The sequence below is a fragment of the Quadrisphaera sp. INWT6 genome, from assembly GCF_015390235.1.
Classification (GTDB): domain Bacteria; phylum Actinomycetota; class Actinomycetes; order Actinomycetales; family Quadrisphaeraceae; genus Quadrisphaera.
Window position 1 is genome coordinate 418,435 of the sequence record NZ_VUOH01000002.1, and the last position, 16,705, is coordinate 435,139.

Below are 16,705 nucleotides of genomic sequence, written 5' to 3' on the forward strand. Positions count from 1 at the left end.
CAGCCGGGTCAGCCGGCGCGGGGCGTCCGGGGCCCGTCCGCGGTCCGCCCCCGCAGCGATCACGGGGTCCCGGTCGCCGATCACGGGGTTCCAGCGACGGGTGCTGGGCGAACGACCCCGGGAGTCCGTGATCGCGGCGAGGGGGTCAGCCGGCGCAGGGCGTCCCGGGGACCAGCACCCGGTAGGCGGCGGCGCCGCCCTGCCGCGCCACCGGCTGGAGGAGCTCCGCACCCTCCAGGTCGGCGAAGCCCGGCGCGAGGGGCTGCAGGTCCTGCACGGGGGTGTCGCTGGCGTAGACGTAGCAGACCCGCAGGTCGCGCAGGGCCTGCTGGACGCCCGCGTCGGTGTCGACGTCGTCCAGCCGCTCCAGGAGCAGCGCCGCCGGCGGCGTCACGGCGCCCGGGGAGTAGTGGCGGAAGAGGACGGGCAGGTCGTGCAGCGCGTAGAGCCAGGCGGAGCCGTCGGCGGGGTCGTCGGCCACGGTCGCGCCGGCCGGCAGCGGGTGCTCGCGGACCTGCTGGGCCAGCTGCGCCATGACGGCGAGCTGGTCGGGCCCGGTGACCCTCGGGGTGTACCCGGCGGCCATGCGAACCGGGGCGCGCTCGAGCGTGCCCGCGGCGAGGACGGCGAGCAGCGCCACCGCCCCGACGGCGGCGGTCGGGCGCAGGAGCCGGTGGCGGGGCCCCGAGCCGGGGTGCCGGTCGAGGAGGGCCGCGAGGCGCCCCGCGGCGACGCCCACGACGACGGCGCCGAGCAGCGCCGCCACCGCCACCAGCCGGAACGGGGCGCCGTAGAAGAACAGGGTCAGCGACCGCAGCGCCGCGGCTCCCGCGGGGGTGAGCACGCCGCCGACGGGGGCGATCGTCGAGGCCGCGGCGAGCACCACGAGCAGCCAGACCGCGGCGAGCCAGCGGACGGGCCCGTGCAGCGCGACCACGAGCGCCGCACCGACCACGACCGCCGCCAGCAGCCACTGCCCGCTCTGGTGGGGCACCCCGTAGCCGTAGGCGGGGAGCACCTGGCGGACCGTCCCGAGCACGGACCTGACGGCGCCGAGCACGCTGGCGGGGCTGCCGGAGCGGCTGGTGTAGTCGTAGGCGGCCAGGCTGCCCAGCGCGCTCGACCAGCGCGCCAGGCCCAGCACCAGCGGTGGCAGCAGGGCGGTGCCCGCCAGCGCCGCCGCGACGCCGACGAGGAGCCGGGGCCGCGGCGGGCGGCCGGCCGGCCGCCGGACGGCGGAGACCAGGCGGCCCAGGGCCCAGCCGAGCACGAGCACCCCGGCCAGCACGACCCCCGCGGGCTGCAGCCCGGCGACGCCGAGCAGGCCCAGCAGCGCGGCGGTCGCGGCGGCCACCGGGCGCCCGGGCACGAGCCGGCCCTGCAGGGCGCGGACGGCGAGCACCGCCACGAGGAGCGCGACCGCCACGGCGACGCCGTAGCTCCAGACCCCGCGCCACCACTGGTCGTACGGGTAGGCCACCGGCACCGCCGCGACGGCGGCGGTCACCGCGGCGGCGGTCCCCCGGCGGGCGGGCGCCGCGGTGGCCGCGAGCGCCGCGGCCGCCACGGGGACGACCGCTGCGCTGACGAGCGCCAGCAGCGCGTCGAGCGCGGTGGCCGCGCCGGCACCGGTGAGGCGCACCACGAGGGCGGCGAGGGCGTGCAGGGCGGCCGGGTAGTAGGTGTCCACGGTCCGCCAGCCCGCGCTGGCCAGGGCGCTGGGGGCGCTGACCGGGTCGCTGTCGCCGGTCGTCGCCATGAAGGTCGTGAGGTTCGCGTGGTAGACGGCGTCCCAGGTCTGGGCGGTGCCGCCGAGGGGGTGCCCCGCCCGCCAGGCGACCGCCACGACGAGCGCGGTCGCCGCGGCGCAGCCGGTGCCGGCGGCGAGCCACGACCGCAGCCCCGAGGGCGGCGGGCAGGGCGCGGCGCCGGGGGGCGGGGCCTGCGGCGCGCCGTCGTCCCCCCGTGACCGACGCCGCAGCCGAGCGAGCAGCAGGGCGGCGACCAGTCCCGCCCCGAGCGCGGCGAGGGCCGTCCACGGTCCCCACGCCAGTCCGAGGCGCGGCACGGCCACCCCGGCGGCGGTGACCGCGCCCCAGGTCAGCGCCGGAGCGGTGACGAGCGCCCACCGGCGCTGCAGGCCGAGGGCCCGGCCGAGCAGGGCGCCCGGTGCCCACAGGAGCACGGCGGTGACGAGCAGGGCGAGGGCGGCCACCGGGGGGCTCGGGCTCAGGGCAGGAGCCCGGCGCGGGCCTTGGCGAGCAGCGCGGTGCGCACTGCCGCGTCGAGCTGCGCCGCGAACGCCGGGTCGGCGGCGGCCCGCTCCAGCAGGGCGTCGACCATCGCGGGGGCCAGGTCGGGGTCGATCGTCAGCACGAGCGTCCCGCCGGCGGCCACGAAGCGGGTGGCCCGCTCGCCGACGGGGACGTCGGCCACCGCCGTCGCCTCGCCGACGTCGTCGGAGATCACCACGCCGTCGAAGCCGAGCCGCCCGCGCAGCAGCTGCTGGACCACCACCGGCGAGAACGCGGCGATGGAGCCCGGGTCGATCTGCTCGTACGTCGCCGACGACACCATGACGAAGGGCCGCTCGGGCAGCGCCGCGAGCTGGCCGAAGAGGGCGACGTCGGGGTCGTCGGCGGTGGTGGCGGTGTCGCGGACGTCGGCGGACGTGTCGGTGTTGCGGGTGACCCGCCCCAGGCCCGGGAAGTGCTTGACGGTGGCCGTGACGCCCGCCTCGCCGAGCCCGGCGACGACGGCGCCCGCGTCCTCGGTGACGGCATCGGCGGTGGTGCCGTACTCCCGGCCGTAGCGGCCGACGGGCGCGTTGCCGCGGGCGGTGCCCTCGGGGACGACGTCGGCCACCGGCGACAGGTCGAGGTTCACCCCGGCCGTGCGCAGCGACTCCCCCGTGCCGCGGGCGGTGCCCCGGACCTCCTCGGGGGTGCCGCGGCCCTGGGTGCGGGCGGTGGGCAGGTCCACGAAGCCGTCGCCGGAGAAGGTCTGGACGGCACCGCCCTCCTGGTCGGCGCTCACCCAGGGCAACGGGCGGCCGGCGTCGCGGGCGGCCTGCGCCCAGGCGGTGGTGACGGCCCCGACGTCGGTGGCGGCGGCCTTCGACCTCCCGCGCAGGAAGACGCCGCCGTAGGGCGCGCTCGCGAGCAGGGCGTCGCCGCCGGCCGGGTCCGTGGCGGGGACGCCCACCACCAGCAGCTGCTCGGCCCGCTGGCGGGCGTCGAGGCGGGCGAGGGCGGCGTCCGCAGCGGCGACGGCGGGGTCGACGGGGCTCGGGGTGGGCGTCGGCGCGGTGGTCGGCGCGGTGCTCGCTGAGCCCCGCTCAGAGCCGGAGCCCGCTGCCGCCGACCCGGCGGACGCGGCGCCCGAGGGGCCGGTGCAGCCCGCGGCGAGGAGCAGCGCGAGGGAGGCGACGACGGCGGCGGTCCGGGCCGTCACCCCGCGGCCGGGGAGGGAGCGGGGTGCGCGTGCCATCCCCGGCGACGCTACCCGTCTCCCCTGGGACACCCCGCCCGGCGATCTCCGCGCGCAACGCCGCTCCGAGGTGCAGGGCCGCTCCACCAGCGGTAGGCCAGTGCACGGCGCGCAACGCAGCGCAGCGCTGACATCGACGCAGAGGAGCGGTCATGATCACCGATGCTGAGGTCGAGAGGATTCCCGGGGCCACCGTCTACGGCTCCGACGGCGAGAAGATCGGCAAGGCCGGCGCGGTCTACCGCGACGACCAGACCGGCCGTCCCGAGTGGATGACCGTGCAGACCGGGCTGTTCGGCACGTCCGAGTCGTTCGTGCCCCTGGCTGACGCGGACTTCGACGGTGACGACGTCCGCATCCCCTTCGAGAAGTCGAAGGTGAAGGACGCCCCCCGCGTCGACTCCGACGGGCACCTCGACATCAGCGAGGAGGACCGCCTCTTCGAGTACTACGGCGTGGGTGGCGTGACCGGCTCCGACGGCTCCGTGTCGGGCAGCGCCGAGGCCGGCAGCGACGCCGCGACGGCTGCTGCGGCCGACCGCGACCGCGGGTACGGCGACCGCGACCGCGACCGCCGCGACGACCGGGTCGACGACCGCCACGACGACCGGGGCGGGCTGCGCGACGACCGGCACGACGACCGGCACGACGCGCCCGCGGCCGGATACGCCGGGGACCGGGACCAGGCCGACCGCGGCTGGGACCAGGCCGACCGCGGCTGGGACGCCGGGCGCTCCGACGCTTGGGACGAGCGCTACGACGCCACCCGTGACGACCGCTCGGGCCTGCGCGACGACCGCGCCGCTCGGGACGACCGCGACGACCGCGACGACCGGGGCTCGGCCGCCGGTCCCGCCGCCGCCGTGGGCCTGGGCGGGCTCGCCGCCGCTGCAGCGGCCTCCCACCGCTCGGAGGACCGCTCGGACCACCGCTCGGAGGACCGCGGTGACGTCCGCGACGAGCGCACGGGGACGACCGGCGACCGGGGCACGGGCTACCGCGACGACCGCTCGGACGACCGCTCGGACGACCGCCAGGGCGGGGTGCTGCGCCGCGACGACAGCTCCTCCCTGCGCCGCGACGACGCCTCCGGGCTCCACCGCGACGAGCACCGCGACGACCGCCACGACGACCGCCACGACGACCGCCGCGACGACCGCTCCTCGTCAGGCCTGTCGGGCTCTCCCGTGGCCGGGGTCGCTGCCGCCGGTGCCGCTGCCGGTGCAGCGGCGGGCACGGCGTCGCGGTCGCACGACGACACCCGCCGTGACGACCGCCACGACGACCGCGCGCAGGCCTCCGCGGGCGACCGCCGTCCCCGGCTGAGCCAGTGGGTGCTCGTGAAGCGCGAGGACGTCATCGAGGTCTCGGCCGAGGACGCGGAGCGCATCGCCAGGGGCACCACCCGCTGACGCGGGCGTCCCGTCCAGCATGCAGAAGACCCCCGAGGTGGCTTCCAGCAGCCTCCGGAGGGGCCTTCTGCATGCTGGGCGGGACGGGTCCTCACCCCCCGGCCGGCTAGCAGCGGCGGGTCAGCCCCGCCGCAGCCGGCCCCAGACCACGCCCCACAGCCCCACCGCGAGCGCCCCGTCGCACAGGAGGCTGGCCGCCACGGCCCCGCCGACCCCGTGAGCGGGGATCAGCCAGAGGTTCAGCACGCCGTTGGCGAGGGCGACCCCCAGCTGCCAGGCGCTGCGGACCCGCTGCTGGCCCGCGCCAGTGAGCGCGTCGGCGGCGAGGTAGTGGGCGACCTTCAGCAGCGGCAGCACCGCGAGTCCGCGGACCACGCCCTGGGTGCCCTCGTAGGACTCGCCCAGCAGCACGGGCACGAGGTCGGCGCCGGCGAGCAGCGCCACCGAGGCCAGGGCGCACCACCCGACCGTCGTCGGCGCGATGCTGCGCGCCAGCGCCACCGCTGAGCGCAGCCCGGCGGTGCCGCCCGCGGCCCCCGCGGCGAAGAAGCGCGGGTACGCGGCGGCCAGGACGGCCCGCAGCGGCACCAGCGACAGGTCGACCACGCGGTAGGCGGCGGTGTACGCGCCGTTCGCGGCGACGGAGTCGAGCCGGGCCAGCATCAGCTTGTCGAGGTCGTTGTAGAGCGCCTGCGAGCCGAGGCCCACCGAGAAGTGGAACCCGTCGCGCCACTGCGAGAGCACCCAGCGGGCGCTGGCGACCACGCCCTCCTCGCCCGGCGCGGGCGGGCCGAGCTGCGCCCGCAGCACCACGACGGCGACGACCGCACCGACGGCGGAGGTCGCGGCGTACGCCCACGGCCAGGTCTGCAGGGTCATCCCGCCGGGGACGGCGAAGAGCACCACCGCGGCGGCGAAGCGCAGCCCGTGGAACCCGACCTGGGAGAGCGCGGCCGCCATCGCCCGGCCGCGGGCCACCTGCACCCCCGCGACCAGCTCCAGCAGGGCCGAGCCCACGAGGTCTGCCGCGAGCAGGGCCACGACGGCGGCCAGCGGCAGGGAGGGGACCACCACCAGGCAGACCAGCGCCGCGAGCACCGTCGCCAGGGCTCCGCCGACGGCGGTGACGAGCACCGCGCCGGGCGCCGTCGTCCTGAGGCGGCCGGGCTCGCGGACCGCCGAGCGGACCAGGAGGTGCACCGCGCCGAGGGAGGCGAAGGGCAGCGCGAGGGCAGCGGCGGCCATGACGGCGCCGACGGTGCCGAAGCCCGCGTCGCCCAGGCCGCGGGCGACGAGCACGAAGGTGAGGGCTGCCAGCACGGCCCGCCCGCCGTGGCCGAGGAGCATGCTCGCGCTGCTGCGCCGGAGCCCGGAGGTGGCGCTGGCGGGGCGCGCGTCGACCTCGGTCACGTCACAGCACGCTACGACCGAGTCCCCCGCCCGCGGGCCCACTCGCCCGATCCCACCGTGATCATGGTCCCCCGCACGCGGGAGGTGCCCCCAGTCCGGCCACCTCGGTGAGCACTGCGCGCCACCCCGTCACCAGCTGGGCCGGGTCGTAGGCGCGGGCCCGCTCCGCGTCGGCCGCGACGAAGTCGTCCTCCGCCGGCGGCTCCTCCAGCACTGAGCGCACCGCCGCCGCGAAGGCCTCGGCGGCGCCGGGCACGGGGCAGGTCGTGCCCGGCACCTGCCCCGGGACGAGGTGCCGCGCCTGCTCCGTGGCCAGCGCGACCACCGGCCGGTGCGCCGCCGCCGCCTCGAGCAGGGCGTACCCGAACGTCTCCGACCGCGACGGGTGCACCACCGCGTCGCACGCCGCGAGCAGCTCGGGCACCCGCTCGGTGTGGCCGTGCCAAGTGACCCGGTCACCGACGCCCAGCGCGTCCGCGCGCTCGCGCAGCGCCGGCAGCCGCACACCGTCCCCGGCCACATCGAGGTGGGCACCCGGCAGGTGCACCAGCGCCTCGAGCGCCAGCCCGGGGTTCTTCAGCGGCTCCAGCCCGCCCACGTAGAGGAGGCGGGGGCCGCCGGCGCGCTCGGACGCCGTGGGCCGGGACGAGCTGGCCGCCACTGGGTTGGGGACGACGACGGCGCGCTCCCCCACCCCCGGCTGGTCGGCGAGCGCGGAGGCGACGGCGGGGCTGACCGCCACCACGCGCGCCGTCCGCCGGGCGTACAGCGGCAGCACGAGCCGGGCCACGACGTCGAACGAGCGGAGCGCGCCGCGGCGCTCGCGGGTGAGGGAGTGCTCCCAGGCGACCACCGCGCGGTCACCGGGGCGGCGGAACGGCAGCACGCGGAGCCCCACCCAGATGCCCACGAGCACCAGCGGAGGCCCGGGCTGCCGCACCAGGCGGCGGGCGGCGGCGAAGGAGGCTGCGAGGTCGCACAGGCGCCCCAGCCGTCCGGACCGCGGCGCCCGGACCAGCGCGTGCAGGGCCACCTCGAGGCCGGCTGCGCGGAGGGCGGCGACGACGTCGGTGGCGGCGCGCTCCATGCCGCGGACCGGGGTCGCCTGCGAGAGTACGAACACTGCTGCCGGGGTGGTCGGGACGCCGGAGCCGTTCGGGAGTCCCATGATCACGGACGGGTGGCGCGGGTGGCGCGGGTCACGGCGGCGGCGGCGCGGGCCGCGACGGCGCGGAGCGAGTACCGGTCGCGCGTCCACGTGGCGAGCCGCTCGCGCTCGGCCGGGGTGGGCCCCTCGCCCGCGAGCGCCTCCCGCAGGGCGACCGCCACCTGTTCGGCGTCCCAGCCGACCGCCCAGCCGAGGCGGTGCTCCTCGACCAGGTCGGCGAAGGGCCCGGCCCCGGCGTAGACCACCGGCGCCCCGCAGGCGGTGGCCGCGAGCGGCTTGACGAGGAAGGCGAAGGAGTAGGCGGTGTCGGGCTTCTGGCTCGCCAGACCCGCCCGCGCGGTGCTCGTGACGCGGGCGATCTCCTCCAGGGGCGCCAGGCCGCGGAACTCCACCCGGTCGAGCCCGAGCTCACGGGCCCGCGCGGCGAGAGCGGTCGCCTCGACACCGCCGCCGTAGAACACGGCGCGGGCGCGGGGGTGCTCGGGCAGCACCAGCGCCAGGGCCTCGAGGAGGACGCCGGCGCCCTGGACCTCCGACATGGTGCCGGCGTAGACCAGCTCGGGAGCGTCGGCGGTGGGGTCTCCAGCAGCGGCAGGACCGGAGGGCACGGGGCGCAGCACGTCGGTGTTGACACCGGTGCCCACCACGCAGATGCGGTCGGGCCGCACCCCCAGGTCGCGGATGCGGGCGGCGTACCTCTCGTCGACGGTCATGACGCAGGCGGCGCCGCGCAGGACCCACGACTCCAGCGCCGTGAGCAGCCGCAGCGCCGGGCCCGCCAGGCCCGCCTCGCGGGCGGCGAGGGAGAGCAGGTCGGCGGCGTAGTAGGCGTAGGGCACCCGGGCTGCCGCGCACGCCAGGCGCACCACGGCTCCGGTGGTGGGCGGCGGCTCGACGACGACGGCGTCGGGGCCGCTCCCCCGGCGCACCGCGCCCGCCACCAGGCGGCGGGCCAGGCGCAGGCCCAGCGGGAGGTCGTAGCTGGCGTACTGGAGGTACCCGCGGACGTTGCCGCTCGCGTCGCGCAGCACGGGCCACCGGCTCACGCGCACCCCTGCGGTGGTCGGGGAGCTGGGGGTGCCGGCGGGGAGCCGGGTGGTGAGGACCTCCACCTCGTGGCCGGCCCCGGCCAGCGCCGCGGCGAGCGCCGCCTGGCGCCAGGCGGCCGCGGCCGGCTCGGGGGCGAAGGCCCGCGTGGCGATGAGCGTGCGCACGGCCGCACGCTACGGGCACCCGCCCGGGTGGTCCGCGCCACGCAGCGTCACGGCCGGTGGACCCGGGCGTGATCACGATGACGACGACGCACCGCGGACTCGCCCGCCCCCGCTTGCCTTCACCCGATCGCGTGCATTATCAAGACGTCAACTGTCCTGTGGAGGTCGTCATGCGCCGTGTCCTGCGCGCTCTGCTCACGCTGGCGGCGGCTGCGACCCTCGGGATCGCAGGAGCCGGCGCCGCCAACGCGTCCGCCTACGGCGTCACGCCGCTGCCCTCGTTCTCCTACCAGGACTCCACCGGCGCCACCCGCTCGGTGCCCTACGGCTGCGTGCTGATCCACAGCGTCGTCGGCGAGGGCCTGCAGATCTCGGCGCAGTACGCCAGCGTCGACTGCGCGGGCATCGCGGCCATGCGCTCGGGCCTGCTGTGCGACGTGAAGGTCGAGTTCACCTTCCGCCCCCTCAGCGGGCGTCCCGAGACCCTTGACACGTCCACGCTGCCGGGGTGCCGCACCCTGGGCATCAAGGCCTCCAACCGCAAGCTGCCCCCGGCGTTCGAGACCGGCGGCAAGATCTGCGCCAAGCTCTCCGTCTCGGACGAGGCGGTCTCCACGTCCTGCCACGTCGTCAGCGGCTGACCAACCCCTGACCCGCACCTCGGGGCCGGCAGGCCCCAGCACGGCGGACAGGCCCCGCGCAGTCCGCGTGTTCTCCCGCGCCCGCGCCCCGCGCCTACCTACGGTGAAGATCCCCCCACCCGGAGGTCTTCCCGATGCGCCGTCCCCTGCCCGCTCTGGCCGCTGCGGCCACCGCCGGGCTGCTGGTCGTCGGCGTCTCGGCGGCAGCGCCCGCGAGCGCTGACCAGCAGCTGGCGGGCCCCGCCGCGAGCAGCCTCGACAGCGACCAGCCGACGGCGCTGCTGCGGGGGACGCTGCGGGTGCTCGCCGACGCCGACCACACCGAGGCCGGGAGCCTCGAGGCGGCGCGCAGCGCGGCGGCGGCCGAGCTCGCCGAGCACGAGGACGGCGGGGAGGGCGGGCACGACCACGCGGCCCACGACCACGACGCCGACGCCGACGCCGACGGAGCCCGCGGCACCACGCCGCTGACGTCGTACCTGCAGGTCGGGGGCGTGTGGGTGCCCCTGGACAGCGCCGACGTCGAGGAGGTCGTCCCCGGCAGCGCGGTGACCGTGCGCGTGGAGGTGCCCGCGCCCGTCGTCGCGGCGGTGCAGGACGGCGAGCCGGTGGACACCTCCACGCTCGCACCCACCGCCGGGCCCGCCGGCGGTGCCAGCAGCACCGGAGCCACGTCGGCGTCGAAGGACACGACCATCCCGGAGCGCGCGCTCGACGCCGCCCTGGACTCCCCCGCGGCGGTCGGCTCGGCCCTGTCGCGGGCCAGCGCCGTCGCCGCCGCGACCACGGCCGAGCCGGTGGCCGCCGACGTCGTCGGGGCGACCGCGCCGCTGGCGGCGACGGTCACGTCGTCGCAGCCCGTGACCGTGGTGGCGATCTCCATGCTCGGCGGGTCGGACTCGTACTACTCCGACTCCAGCATCGACTCGCTGCTCTCCTCGACCAGCGACTACTGGGGCGAGCAGACCGGCGGCGCCGTCGGGTTCCGCCGTGACGGCGCGGTCACCCGGTACTCCAGCTCCCTGAGCTGCTCCAACCCGAACGCCCTGTGGAACGAGGCAGCGCAGCGCGCCGGCTTCAGCCAGGGCGCGGGCAAGCACCTGCTGCTGCTCCTGCCGCCGCAGGCCTACCGCAGCGGCTGCTCCTACGGGCTCGGCTCGGTGGGGGCCTCCGCGGGCGCCGGGGGCGTGGCCTACGTCAGCGACGCCAGCTGGCCCGCGATCGCCCACGAGCTGGGCCACAACATGTCCCTGCTGCACGCCGACCGGCTCGACTGCGGCAGCGACGTCGACACCGCCTTCGGCACCGGGGGCGGCTACGGCGACTGCTCGGTCATCTCCTACGGCGACCGCACCGACGTCATGTCCAGCGCCGCCGCCCGCGCCGACGGGACTCCGGTGCAGGCCACCGGCAGCGCCTCGGCGATCGCGCTGGCGCGCCTGGGCGTGCTCGGCAGCGGTGGCCGCGTCGAGGTGACCGCCTCCGGCACCTCGACGTGGACGGTGGCGCCGCTGTCGTCGCTGTCGGGCCTGCGCTCGGTGCGGGTCACCGACCCCCGCAGCGGTGACGCCTACGACCTCGAGGTCCGCGCGGCCACGGGCCGCGACACCTTCGGCTGGGGCGGGTCCAGCCGCACCACCTACGGCCTGCGGGTGCTCAAGACGGGTCAGGACGGCGGCTCGCTGCTGCTCGACGCGTCGCCGACGGGCAGCCCGAGCAGCGACACGAACGTCGTCGTCGCCCAGGGGACGACGTTCACCAGCGCCGCCGGCGGCGTCGCGGTGCGCACCAGCGCCCCCGCGGCCGACGGCTCCGTGACCGTGCAGGTCTCGGTGGCGAGGGCGGGCCAGGAGCACTGGGCCAGCAGCGCGGTGTCGCTGGCGGCCACGCGCCTGCAGGGAGCGGACCGGTACAGCACCGCCACGGCCGTCTCGGCGGCGCTCGTGCGCTCCCCCTCCGCGGGCCAGCGGGTCTTCGTGGCCTCGGGCGAGCGGTTCCCCGACGCCCTCGCGGCCGGCGCCGCGGCGGGCCGCACCAGCACGACGACGCCGGTGGTGCTGGTCCCCGCCACGGGTGACCTCCCGAGCTCGGTGCGCACCGAGCTGTCGCGGCTCGCGCCGAGCCGCATCACCGTGGTCGGCGGGACCAGCGCCGTCGACGACGGCGTGCTGGGCCAGCTGAGGGCGTTCGCGGGCACCGTCGACCGGACCTCCGGCGACGACCGGTACGCCACCAGCGCCGCGGCCGCCCTGCAGGCCGCCTCCGCCAGCGGCTCACCCACCGGCCGCCCGGTGTACCTGGCGACCGGCGCGAACTACCCCGACGCCCTCTCGGGCGGGGCGGCTGCCGCCGCGGCGGGCGGCTCGCTGCTGATCACCGACCCCGGCGCGCTGTCGGGCCCGACCGCCGCGGCGCTGGCCCAGCTGCGCCCCAGCGCCGTGCACGTGCTCGGCGGGACCATCACCGACTCCGCCATCGCCCAGGTGCGGGCCGCCGCGCCGGGAGCGGCCGTCGACGTCCTCAAGGGGAGCGACCGCTACGAGACCGCCGTCGCCGTGGCCCGGGCCGCCTTCCCCGACGGCGCGGCGTCGGTGGTCCTCGCGACGGGCCAGGACTTCCCGGACGCCCTCGCGGGCGGCCCGCTGGCCGCCGCAGGTGGGGCCCCGCTGCTGCTCGTGCAGCCCGGCTGCGCCCCCGGCCCGGTGGTCGACGGCGTGACCCGCCTGGGCGCCCGCAGCGCCACGGTGCTGGGCGGCCCGACCTCGCTGTCCGACGCGGCCGCCTCGCTCGACCGCTGCTGATGGCGGCTCGGGCGCCGTCCGGCGGGTCCGCTCGGTTCGCCAGGGCAACAGGAACGTAGGGTCGTCGGGTGGGGACCGCCGTCGACATCTCCGCGATCGCCCCCCTGGGGTGGGTCCTGCTGGTGGCGGGGTGCCTGGTCATCGGGTTCTCCAAGACCGCCTTCGCGGGCGTGGGGCTCCTGGCCACGGTGGCGTTCGCGTTCGCGTTGCCGACCCGCGCGTCGACGGGCGCCGTCCTGCCGATGCTGATCCTCGCCGACGTCGTCGCCGTCGCCCTGTACCGGCGGCACGCCCACTGGAAGCTGCTCGTGCGGCTGCTGCCGTGGATGCTCGTGGGTCTGGCGCTGGGTGCGGTCTTCCTCGACGTCGTCGACGACGTCGCGCTGCGGCGCTTCCTCGGGGTGCTGCTGCTCCTGCTCGCGGCGCTGCAGGGCCGCGCGATGCTGAACGCCTCGCGGGCGGCGCGGGCCGCGGAGCGGGAGCGCCCCGGCGAGGCGCTCGAGCCCTCCCCCGGCCCGGAGAGCTGGTCGCCGCTGCGGCGCCGCGCCCTCGCAGGGGCCGCCGGCGGCAGCGCCGGCTTCGCGACCATGGTGGCGAACGCCGCCGGCCCGATCTCCACGATGTACCTGCTGGTGATGCGGGTCGACAAGATGGGCTTCGTCGGCACGGCCGCGTGGCTGTTCTTCATCGTCAACCTCGCCAAGGTGCCGTTCAGCGTCGGGCTCGGGCTGATCGACGGGCAGTCGCTGCTGCTGAACCTGCTCCTGGCACCGGCGGTGCTCGCGGGGGCGTTCCTGGGGGCGAAGGTGCTGCGCCGCGTGCCGCAGCGCATCTTCGCCAGCACCACCCTGGCGCTGACCGCCGTCTCCGCGGTGGGCCTGCTGCTCGTCTGACCCGCCCCGCTGGCGCCGCGCCCTGCCCTGCCCTGCCCTGCGCCCCGCGGCGGATGCGGATCTTGGCGATCGGTGGGTCACCACGGGCCCGCCGACCCACCGATCGCCAAGATCCGCGCCCCCGCCGTGATCATGGGCGTCCGCCACCCGCCCGCGTGTCGCAACCGATCTCCGCCCGGGTGGTCCGTCACGATCTCCTGGTGGACTGCCCTCCGGACCCCCGCCCCGGAGCCCAGCGCCGCCCCACCCCGGTCATCGCAGCGCTGGCGCTCACCGCTCTCGCCGCGACCGGACTCACCGGAGCCGAGCCCGCCCAGGCCGCCGCGTACGGCGCTGCCGCGGCGGTCACCGTCACCGGCGCGACGCTCGGCGACGTCGACGGCGTGGTCGTCTCTCCCACCGGCACGACGTACGTGCTCGACGGCTCCGGCAGCGGCCAGCTGGTCGCGCTGAACGCCTCGGGACAGGTGCTGGCCGTCCTCACGCTCGGGGCCACCAGCGGCATCGGGGCGGTGAGCAACCCCCAGGGCCTCGCACTCGACACCTCCGGCGCGGGACGGCTGATCATCGCCGACACCGGCAGGAACCGCGTCGTCTCCACCCCGCTGCCCGCCCTCGGGGCAGCCGGCTCTCCGACCGCCGCCGCCGCGGTGCTCACCCTGGTGGCAGGTAGCAGCGCTGCCGGCGCGGCACCCCAGGAGGGTCCTGCCAGCAGCTCACCGCTCAAGGCACCCGCAGGGGTCGCGTGGGACGCCGCGACGAGCTCGCTCTACATCGCCGACACCGGCAACAACCAGGTCGAGAAGGTCTCGGGGACGTCGTTGACCATCGTGGCCGGCACCGGCCACGCCAGCGGTCTGCGGGCCAGCACCGCGCGCGCCACCGAGCTGGACGGTCCACAAGATGTGGCCGTCGACCCCGCCAACGGCGACCTCTACATCGCCGACACCGGCAACGGCGCCGTGCTGCGCGTGGCAGGGACCAGCTCGGCGGTGGTGGCGACGGGGCTGACGGGCGTCGACGCGCTGGCCGCCTCCGCCTCGGACGTCCTCGCCGCGAGTACCACCGCGGTGCTCTCGGTGGCCGGTGGCAGCGCCTCGCCCGTGGCCACAGGACTCCACGACGTGCAGGGCCTCGCCTTCGGCCCGACCGGGGTGGCGTGGGTCGCCGACGACGACACGACGCCGGTGCTGCTCACGCTGACGCCCCCGCCTGCGACCCCCACCGCGGTGCGCATCACCTCCACGGCGCCGACCTCGGCCGTCAAGGGCGTGGCCATGAGCCGCACCTTCACCGCCAGTGGGAGTCCCGCTCCGACGTGGTCGTTCGTCGGCACGACGCCCACCTGCCTCGGGTCGGGGTCCATCGGCTCCACCTCGGGCGTGCTCACCGGCACGCCCGGCACCGCGGGCAGCTGCGCCTTCACCGTTCGCGCCGACAACGGCAGCACCCACGACGAGCAGGTCGTCACCCTCACGGTCGGGAGCGTGCCGGCGACGATCAGCGCCAAGCCCGTCGCCGTCGCCGCCCAGGGCAGCGCCACCGTCACCTGGGCCGCCCCGACCGCGAGCACCGCGGCCGGCGAGGGCATCACCGGCTACGTGCTCACCCCGTACGCCGGGGGGCGCGGCGGGCACCCCGAAGACCCTCTCCCCCAGCACCCTGAGCACGACGCTCACGGGCCTGACCGCAGGCACCTCGTACACCTTCACCGTCGCCGCGACCAACGCCTTCGGCACCGGGGTGGCCTCCACCGCGTCCGCCGCGGTGGTGCCCTACGGCGGGGTCACCCAGCCGCCGGCGGGGCTCACGCGGGTGCAGGGCGGCAACCGCGTGATGACGGCGGTGGCCACCTCGCGCCAGCTCTTCCCCGGGGCGGGGAGCGCGCGCGCCGTCGTCATCGCGTCGTCGACGAGCTTCGCGGACTCCCTGGCCGGGGCGCGCCTGGCCTCGGCCGTGGGGGCGCCGCTGCTGCTCACCGACCCGCTCGCGCTCAACACCGAGGTGGCCGGCGAGGTGGCCCGCGTGCTCGCGGTCCCGCCCGCGACGACGGCCAGCACCACCGCGGGCCCCGCCCTCGCCGCGGCCGACGCCGCCGGAGCGGTCAAGCCGACGACGACGGGGACGGTGTACCTCCTCGGGGGCACCGCGGCGGTCTCCGCCGACGTCGAGGCCGCCGTCAAGGCGGTGAACGCCAAGTACTCGGTGACGCGGGTCTCGGGCGCGGACCGGTACGAGACCGCCACCAAGATCGCGGCGCAGGTCGCCGTCGACGACCCGGTGGCCGGCGCCCCGCTCTACGTGGCCAGCGGCCGCGACTACCCCGACGGCCTGGCCGTGGCCGCGCTGGCCGCGCGCACGGGCGGGGTGGTGCTGCTCACCGACGGTCCGACGATGCCGGCCTCGACGCTGACCCACCTGCAGAAGTTCGACCCCAACAGCGAGCTGCTGGTCGCCGTGGGCGGCCCGGCCGCGAGGGCGACCGCCGGACACGGCGCGGACCGCGCGCTGGTCGGCACCGACCGCTACGACACCGCGCGCCGCGTCGCGGAGCGGTTCACCGCACCGGCGGGGTCCGCGCGCGTCACGGCGGTGGGGCTGGCGACCGGCGACAACTGGCCCGACGCCCTCGCGGGGGCCGCGGCCATGGGCAACCTGCGGGGGCCGCTGCTGCTGACGCCGTCGGCGTCGCTGTCGCCGTCGGTCGCTCCCGCGGTCACGGCGGCCTCGTCAGCGGGGCGGCCGTCGTCGGCGCTGGTGTTCGGAGGCCCGACGGTCGTGTCGACGTCGACGTCGAGCGCGTTCGGGGTCCTCGTCAGCGGGTGAGGCCGAGCGGCGCCTCGGTCCGGGGCAGGGCCACGGAGGTCCTGGGGCGCAGCAGGGCGGCGGCCGCGTCGAGGGCGGCCCGGGGCTCCTGCGCCGGACGCCACTCCTCGTAGGCCACCTCGGCGCCGTCGGCGTCGTGGGCCCACAGCCAGCCGCTGCCGCCGTCGTCGACGGTCAGGACGACCTCGACCCCGGCGACCTGCCAGCGGCAGCGCACGTCGCCGTCGCCGTCGAGCCCCACCTCGGGCTCGGGGTCGCCGTCGGCGAGCAGTGCCGCGAGCAGGCGGTACAGGTGCCGGGGGCCGGCGAGCGACGACGCTCCGACGGGCTGCCCGGGCAGGGCGACGAGGGCGAGGAGCTGCTGCTCCACGCCGCGCAGGAGTTCCCTTCGCTGGGTCACCACCTGGTGATCGGCACGGCGGGGCTCCGGGTTGAGGGCGCTCCACCGCTGCCCGTGCCCCGGGTGACCGCGGTCACCTGGCGCGCTGACCGCGGTCACCTGGCGACCTGGCCTCCTGGGCGTCCGGCACGCCACCTGACCGCGGTCAGCGGCGTGGGTGACCGCGGTCAGCTGGGGTGACCGCGGTCAGGTGGCGGCGTGTCGTGGCGCCGCGCCCGAGAGCGGTCTCCAGCACGAGTCGATCACCTGCGGCGGGAGCCGGCCGCGCCCTAGCGTCGAGGTCCCACCAGGTCTCGAGGAGGAGCCCGTCGTGAGCCAGATCGCCGACACCGTCCGCAAGCCCGTCGCCGTCGTGAGCGAGGTGGCCCTGGTGGCCGGCACGCTCGTCCGCCTGGTCCTGCGCAGCAGCCGCTGAGCCGCCGCTGAGCCGCCGCTGAGCCGCCGCTGAGCC

General features: G+C 77.5%; 12 protein-coding genes. 5 read left to right on the forward strand and 7 right to left on the reverse strand.

All coding sequences use genetic code 11. The annotated features are described in order from the left end of the window. Window positions 1-145 precede the first annotated feature (145 nt). Together F1641_RS06900 and F1641_RS06905 are read right to left on the reverse strand one after the other, a co-directional pair. Window positions 146-2,215, reverse strand: a complete 2,070-nt coding sequence (locus F1641_RS06900; protein ID WP_194903928.1) for a DUF6541 family protein — start codon at window positions 2,213-2,215, stop codon at window positions 146-148. A gap of 14 nt (window positions 2,216-2,229) precedes the next feature. Beyond that, window positions 2,230-3,489 carry a glycoside hydrolase family 3 protein gene (locus tag F1641_RS06905; protein ID WP_194903930.1) on the reverse strand — a complete coding sequence of 420 codons (1,260 nt, stop codon included), beginning with the start codon at window positions 3,487-3,489 and terminating at the stop codon, window positions 2,230-2,232. Window positions 3,490-3,641: 152 nt separating this feature from the next. On the opposite strand from F1641_RS06905, the gene F1641_RS19755 reads away from it, so the two are divergent. Further along, the gene (locus F1641_RS19755; RefSeq protein ID WP_206690716.1) at window positions 3,642-4,901 is read left to right on the forward strand and encodes a PRC-barrel domain-containing protein; all 1,260 of its coding nucleotides are present in this window, start codon (window positions 3,642-3,644) and stop codon (window positions 4,899-4,901) included. Window positions 4,902-5,021: 120 nt separating this feature from the next. Here the strand turns inward: F1641_RS19755 and F1641_RS06915 are convergent, their stop codons facing one another. The 3 genes from F1641_RS06915 to F1641_RS23000 form a co-directional block, all read right to left on the reverse strand. After that, entirely contained in the window at window positions 5,022-6,311 is a 1,290-nt protein-coding gene (locus tag F1641_RS06915; RefSeq protein ID WP_194903932.1) for a lipopolysaccharide biosynthesis protein, read from the reverse strand. A 61-nt stretch (window positions 6,312-6,372) separates the two neighbouring features. Then, window positions 6,373-7,479, reverse strand: a complete 1,107-nt coding sequence (locus F1641_RS06920) for a glycosyltransferase (protein WP_194903934.1) — start codon at window positions 7,477-7,479, stop codon at window positions 6,373-6,375. Between the two features lie 2 nt (window positions 7,480-7,481). Further along, window positions 7,482-8,693 (reverse strand): glycosyltransferase, encoded by a 1,212-nt coding sequence (locus tag F1641_RS23000; protein ID WP_194903936.1) that lies wholly within the window; start codon window positions 8,691-8,693, stop codon window positions 7,482-7,484. Window positions 8,694-8,863: 170 nt separating this feature from the next. Here F1641_RS23000 and F1641_RS06930 point away from each other — a divergent pair, with 170 nt between their 5' ends. From F1641_RS06930 to F1641_RS06940, 3 genes are all read left to right on the forward strand, one after another. Then, entirely contained in the window at window positions 8,864-9,334 is a 471-nt protein-coding gene (locus F1641_RS06930) for a hypothetical protein (protein WP_194903938.1), read from the forward strand. A gap of 134 nt (window positions 9,335-9,468) precedes the next feature. After that, window positions 9,469-12,135: a cell wall-binding repeat-containing protein gene (locus F1641_RS06935; protein WP_194903939.1), complete on the forward strand. Its 2,667-nt coding sequence runs from the start codon at window positions 9,469-9,471 to the stop codon at window positions 12,133-12,135. Window positions 12,136-12,203: 68 nt separating this feature from the next. Continuing rightward, window positions 12,204-13,028, forward strand: coding sequence for a TSUP family transporter (locus F1641_RS06940; RefSeq protein WP_309225440.1), 825 nt, complete (start codon window positions 12,204-12,206; stop codon window positions 13,026-13,028). Window positions 13,029-13,962: 934 nt separating this feature from the next. On the opposite strand, the gene F1641_RS06950 is transcribed toward F1641_RS06940, so the two are convergent. Next, window positions 13,963-14,622: a hypothetical protein gene (locus F1641_RS06950; protein ID WP_194903941.1), complete on the reverse strand. Its 660-nt coding sequence runs from the start codon at window positions 14,620-14,622 to the stop codon at window positions 13,963-13,965. Window positions 14,623-14,771: 149 nt separating this feature from the next. On the opposite strand from F1641_RS06950, the gene F1641_RS06955 reads away from it, so the two are divergent. Continuing rightward, the gene (locus F1641_RS06955) at window positions 14,772-15,854 is read left to right on the forward strand and encodes a cell wall-binding repeat-containing protein (protein ID WP_194903944.1); all 1,083 of its coding nucleotides are present in this window, start codon (window positions 14,772-14,774) and stop codon (window positions 15,852-15,854) included. Here F1641_RS06955 and F1641_RS06960 read toward each other — a convergent pair. Next, window positions 15,844-16,254: a hypothetical protein gene (locus F1641_RS06960; RefSeq protein ID WP_194903946.1), complete on the reverse strand. Its 411-nt coding sequence runs from the start codon at window positions 16,252-16,254 to the stop codon at window positions 15,844-15,846. The genes F1641_RS06955 and F1641_RS06960 overlap by 11 nt on opposite strands. Window positions 16,255-16,705: the final 451 nt, after the last annotated feature.

Excerpts from the sequence above, each read along its gene's own strand:
- F1641_RS06905 (WP_194903930.1), bottom strand. The coding sequence starts at position 3,489 with ATGGCACGCGCACCCCGCTCCCTCCCCGGCCGCGGGGTGACGGCCCGG.
- F1641_RS19755 (WP_206690716.1), top strand. The coding sequence starts at position 3,642 with ATGATCACCGATGCTGAGGTCGAGAGGATTCCCGGGGCCACCGTCTAC.
- F1641_RS06920 (WP_194903934.1), bottom strand. The coding sequence starts at position 7,479 with ATGGGACTCCCGAACGGCTCCGGCGTCCCGACCACCCCGGCAGCAGTG.
- F1641_RS06930 (WP_194903938.1), top strand. The coding sequence starts at position 8,864 with ATGCGCCGTGTCCTGCGCGCTCTGCTCACGCTGGCGGCGGCTGCGACC.
- F1641_RS06935 (WP_194903939.1), top strand. The coding sequence starts at position 9,469 with ATGCGCCGTCCCCTGCCCGCTCTGGCCGCTGCGGCCACCGCCGGGCTG.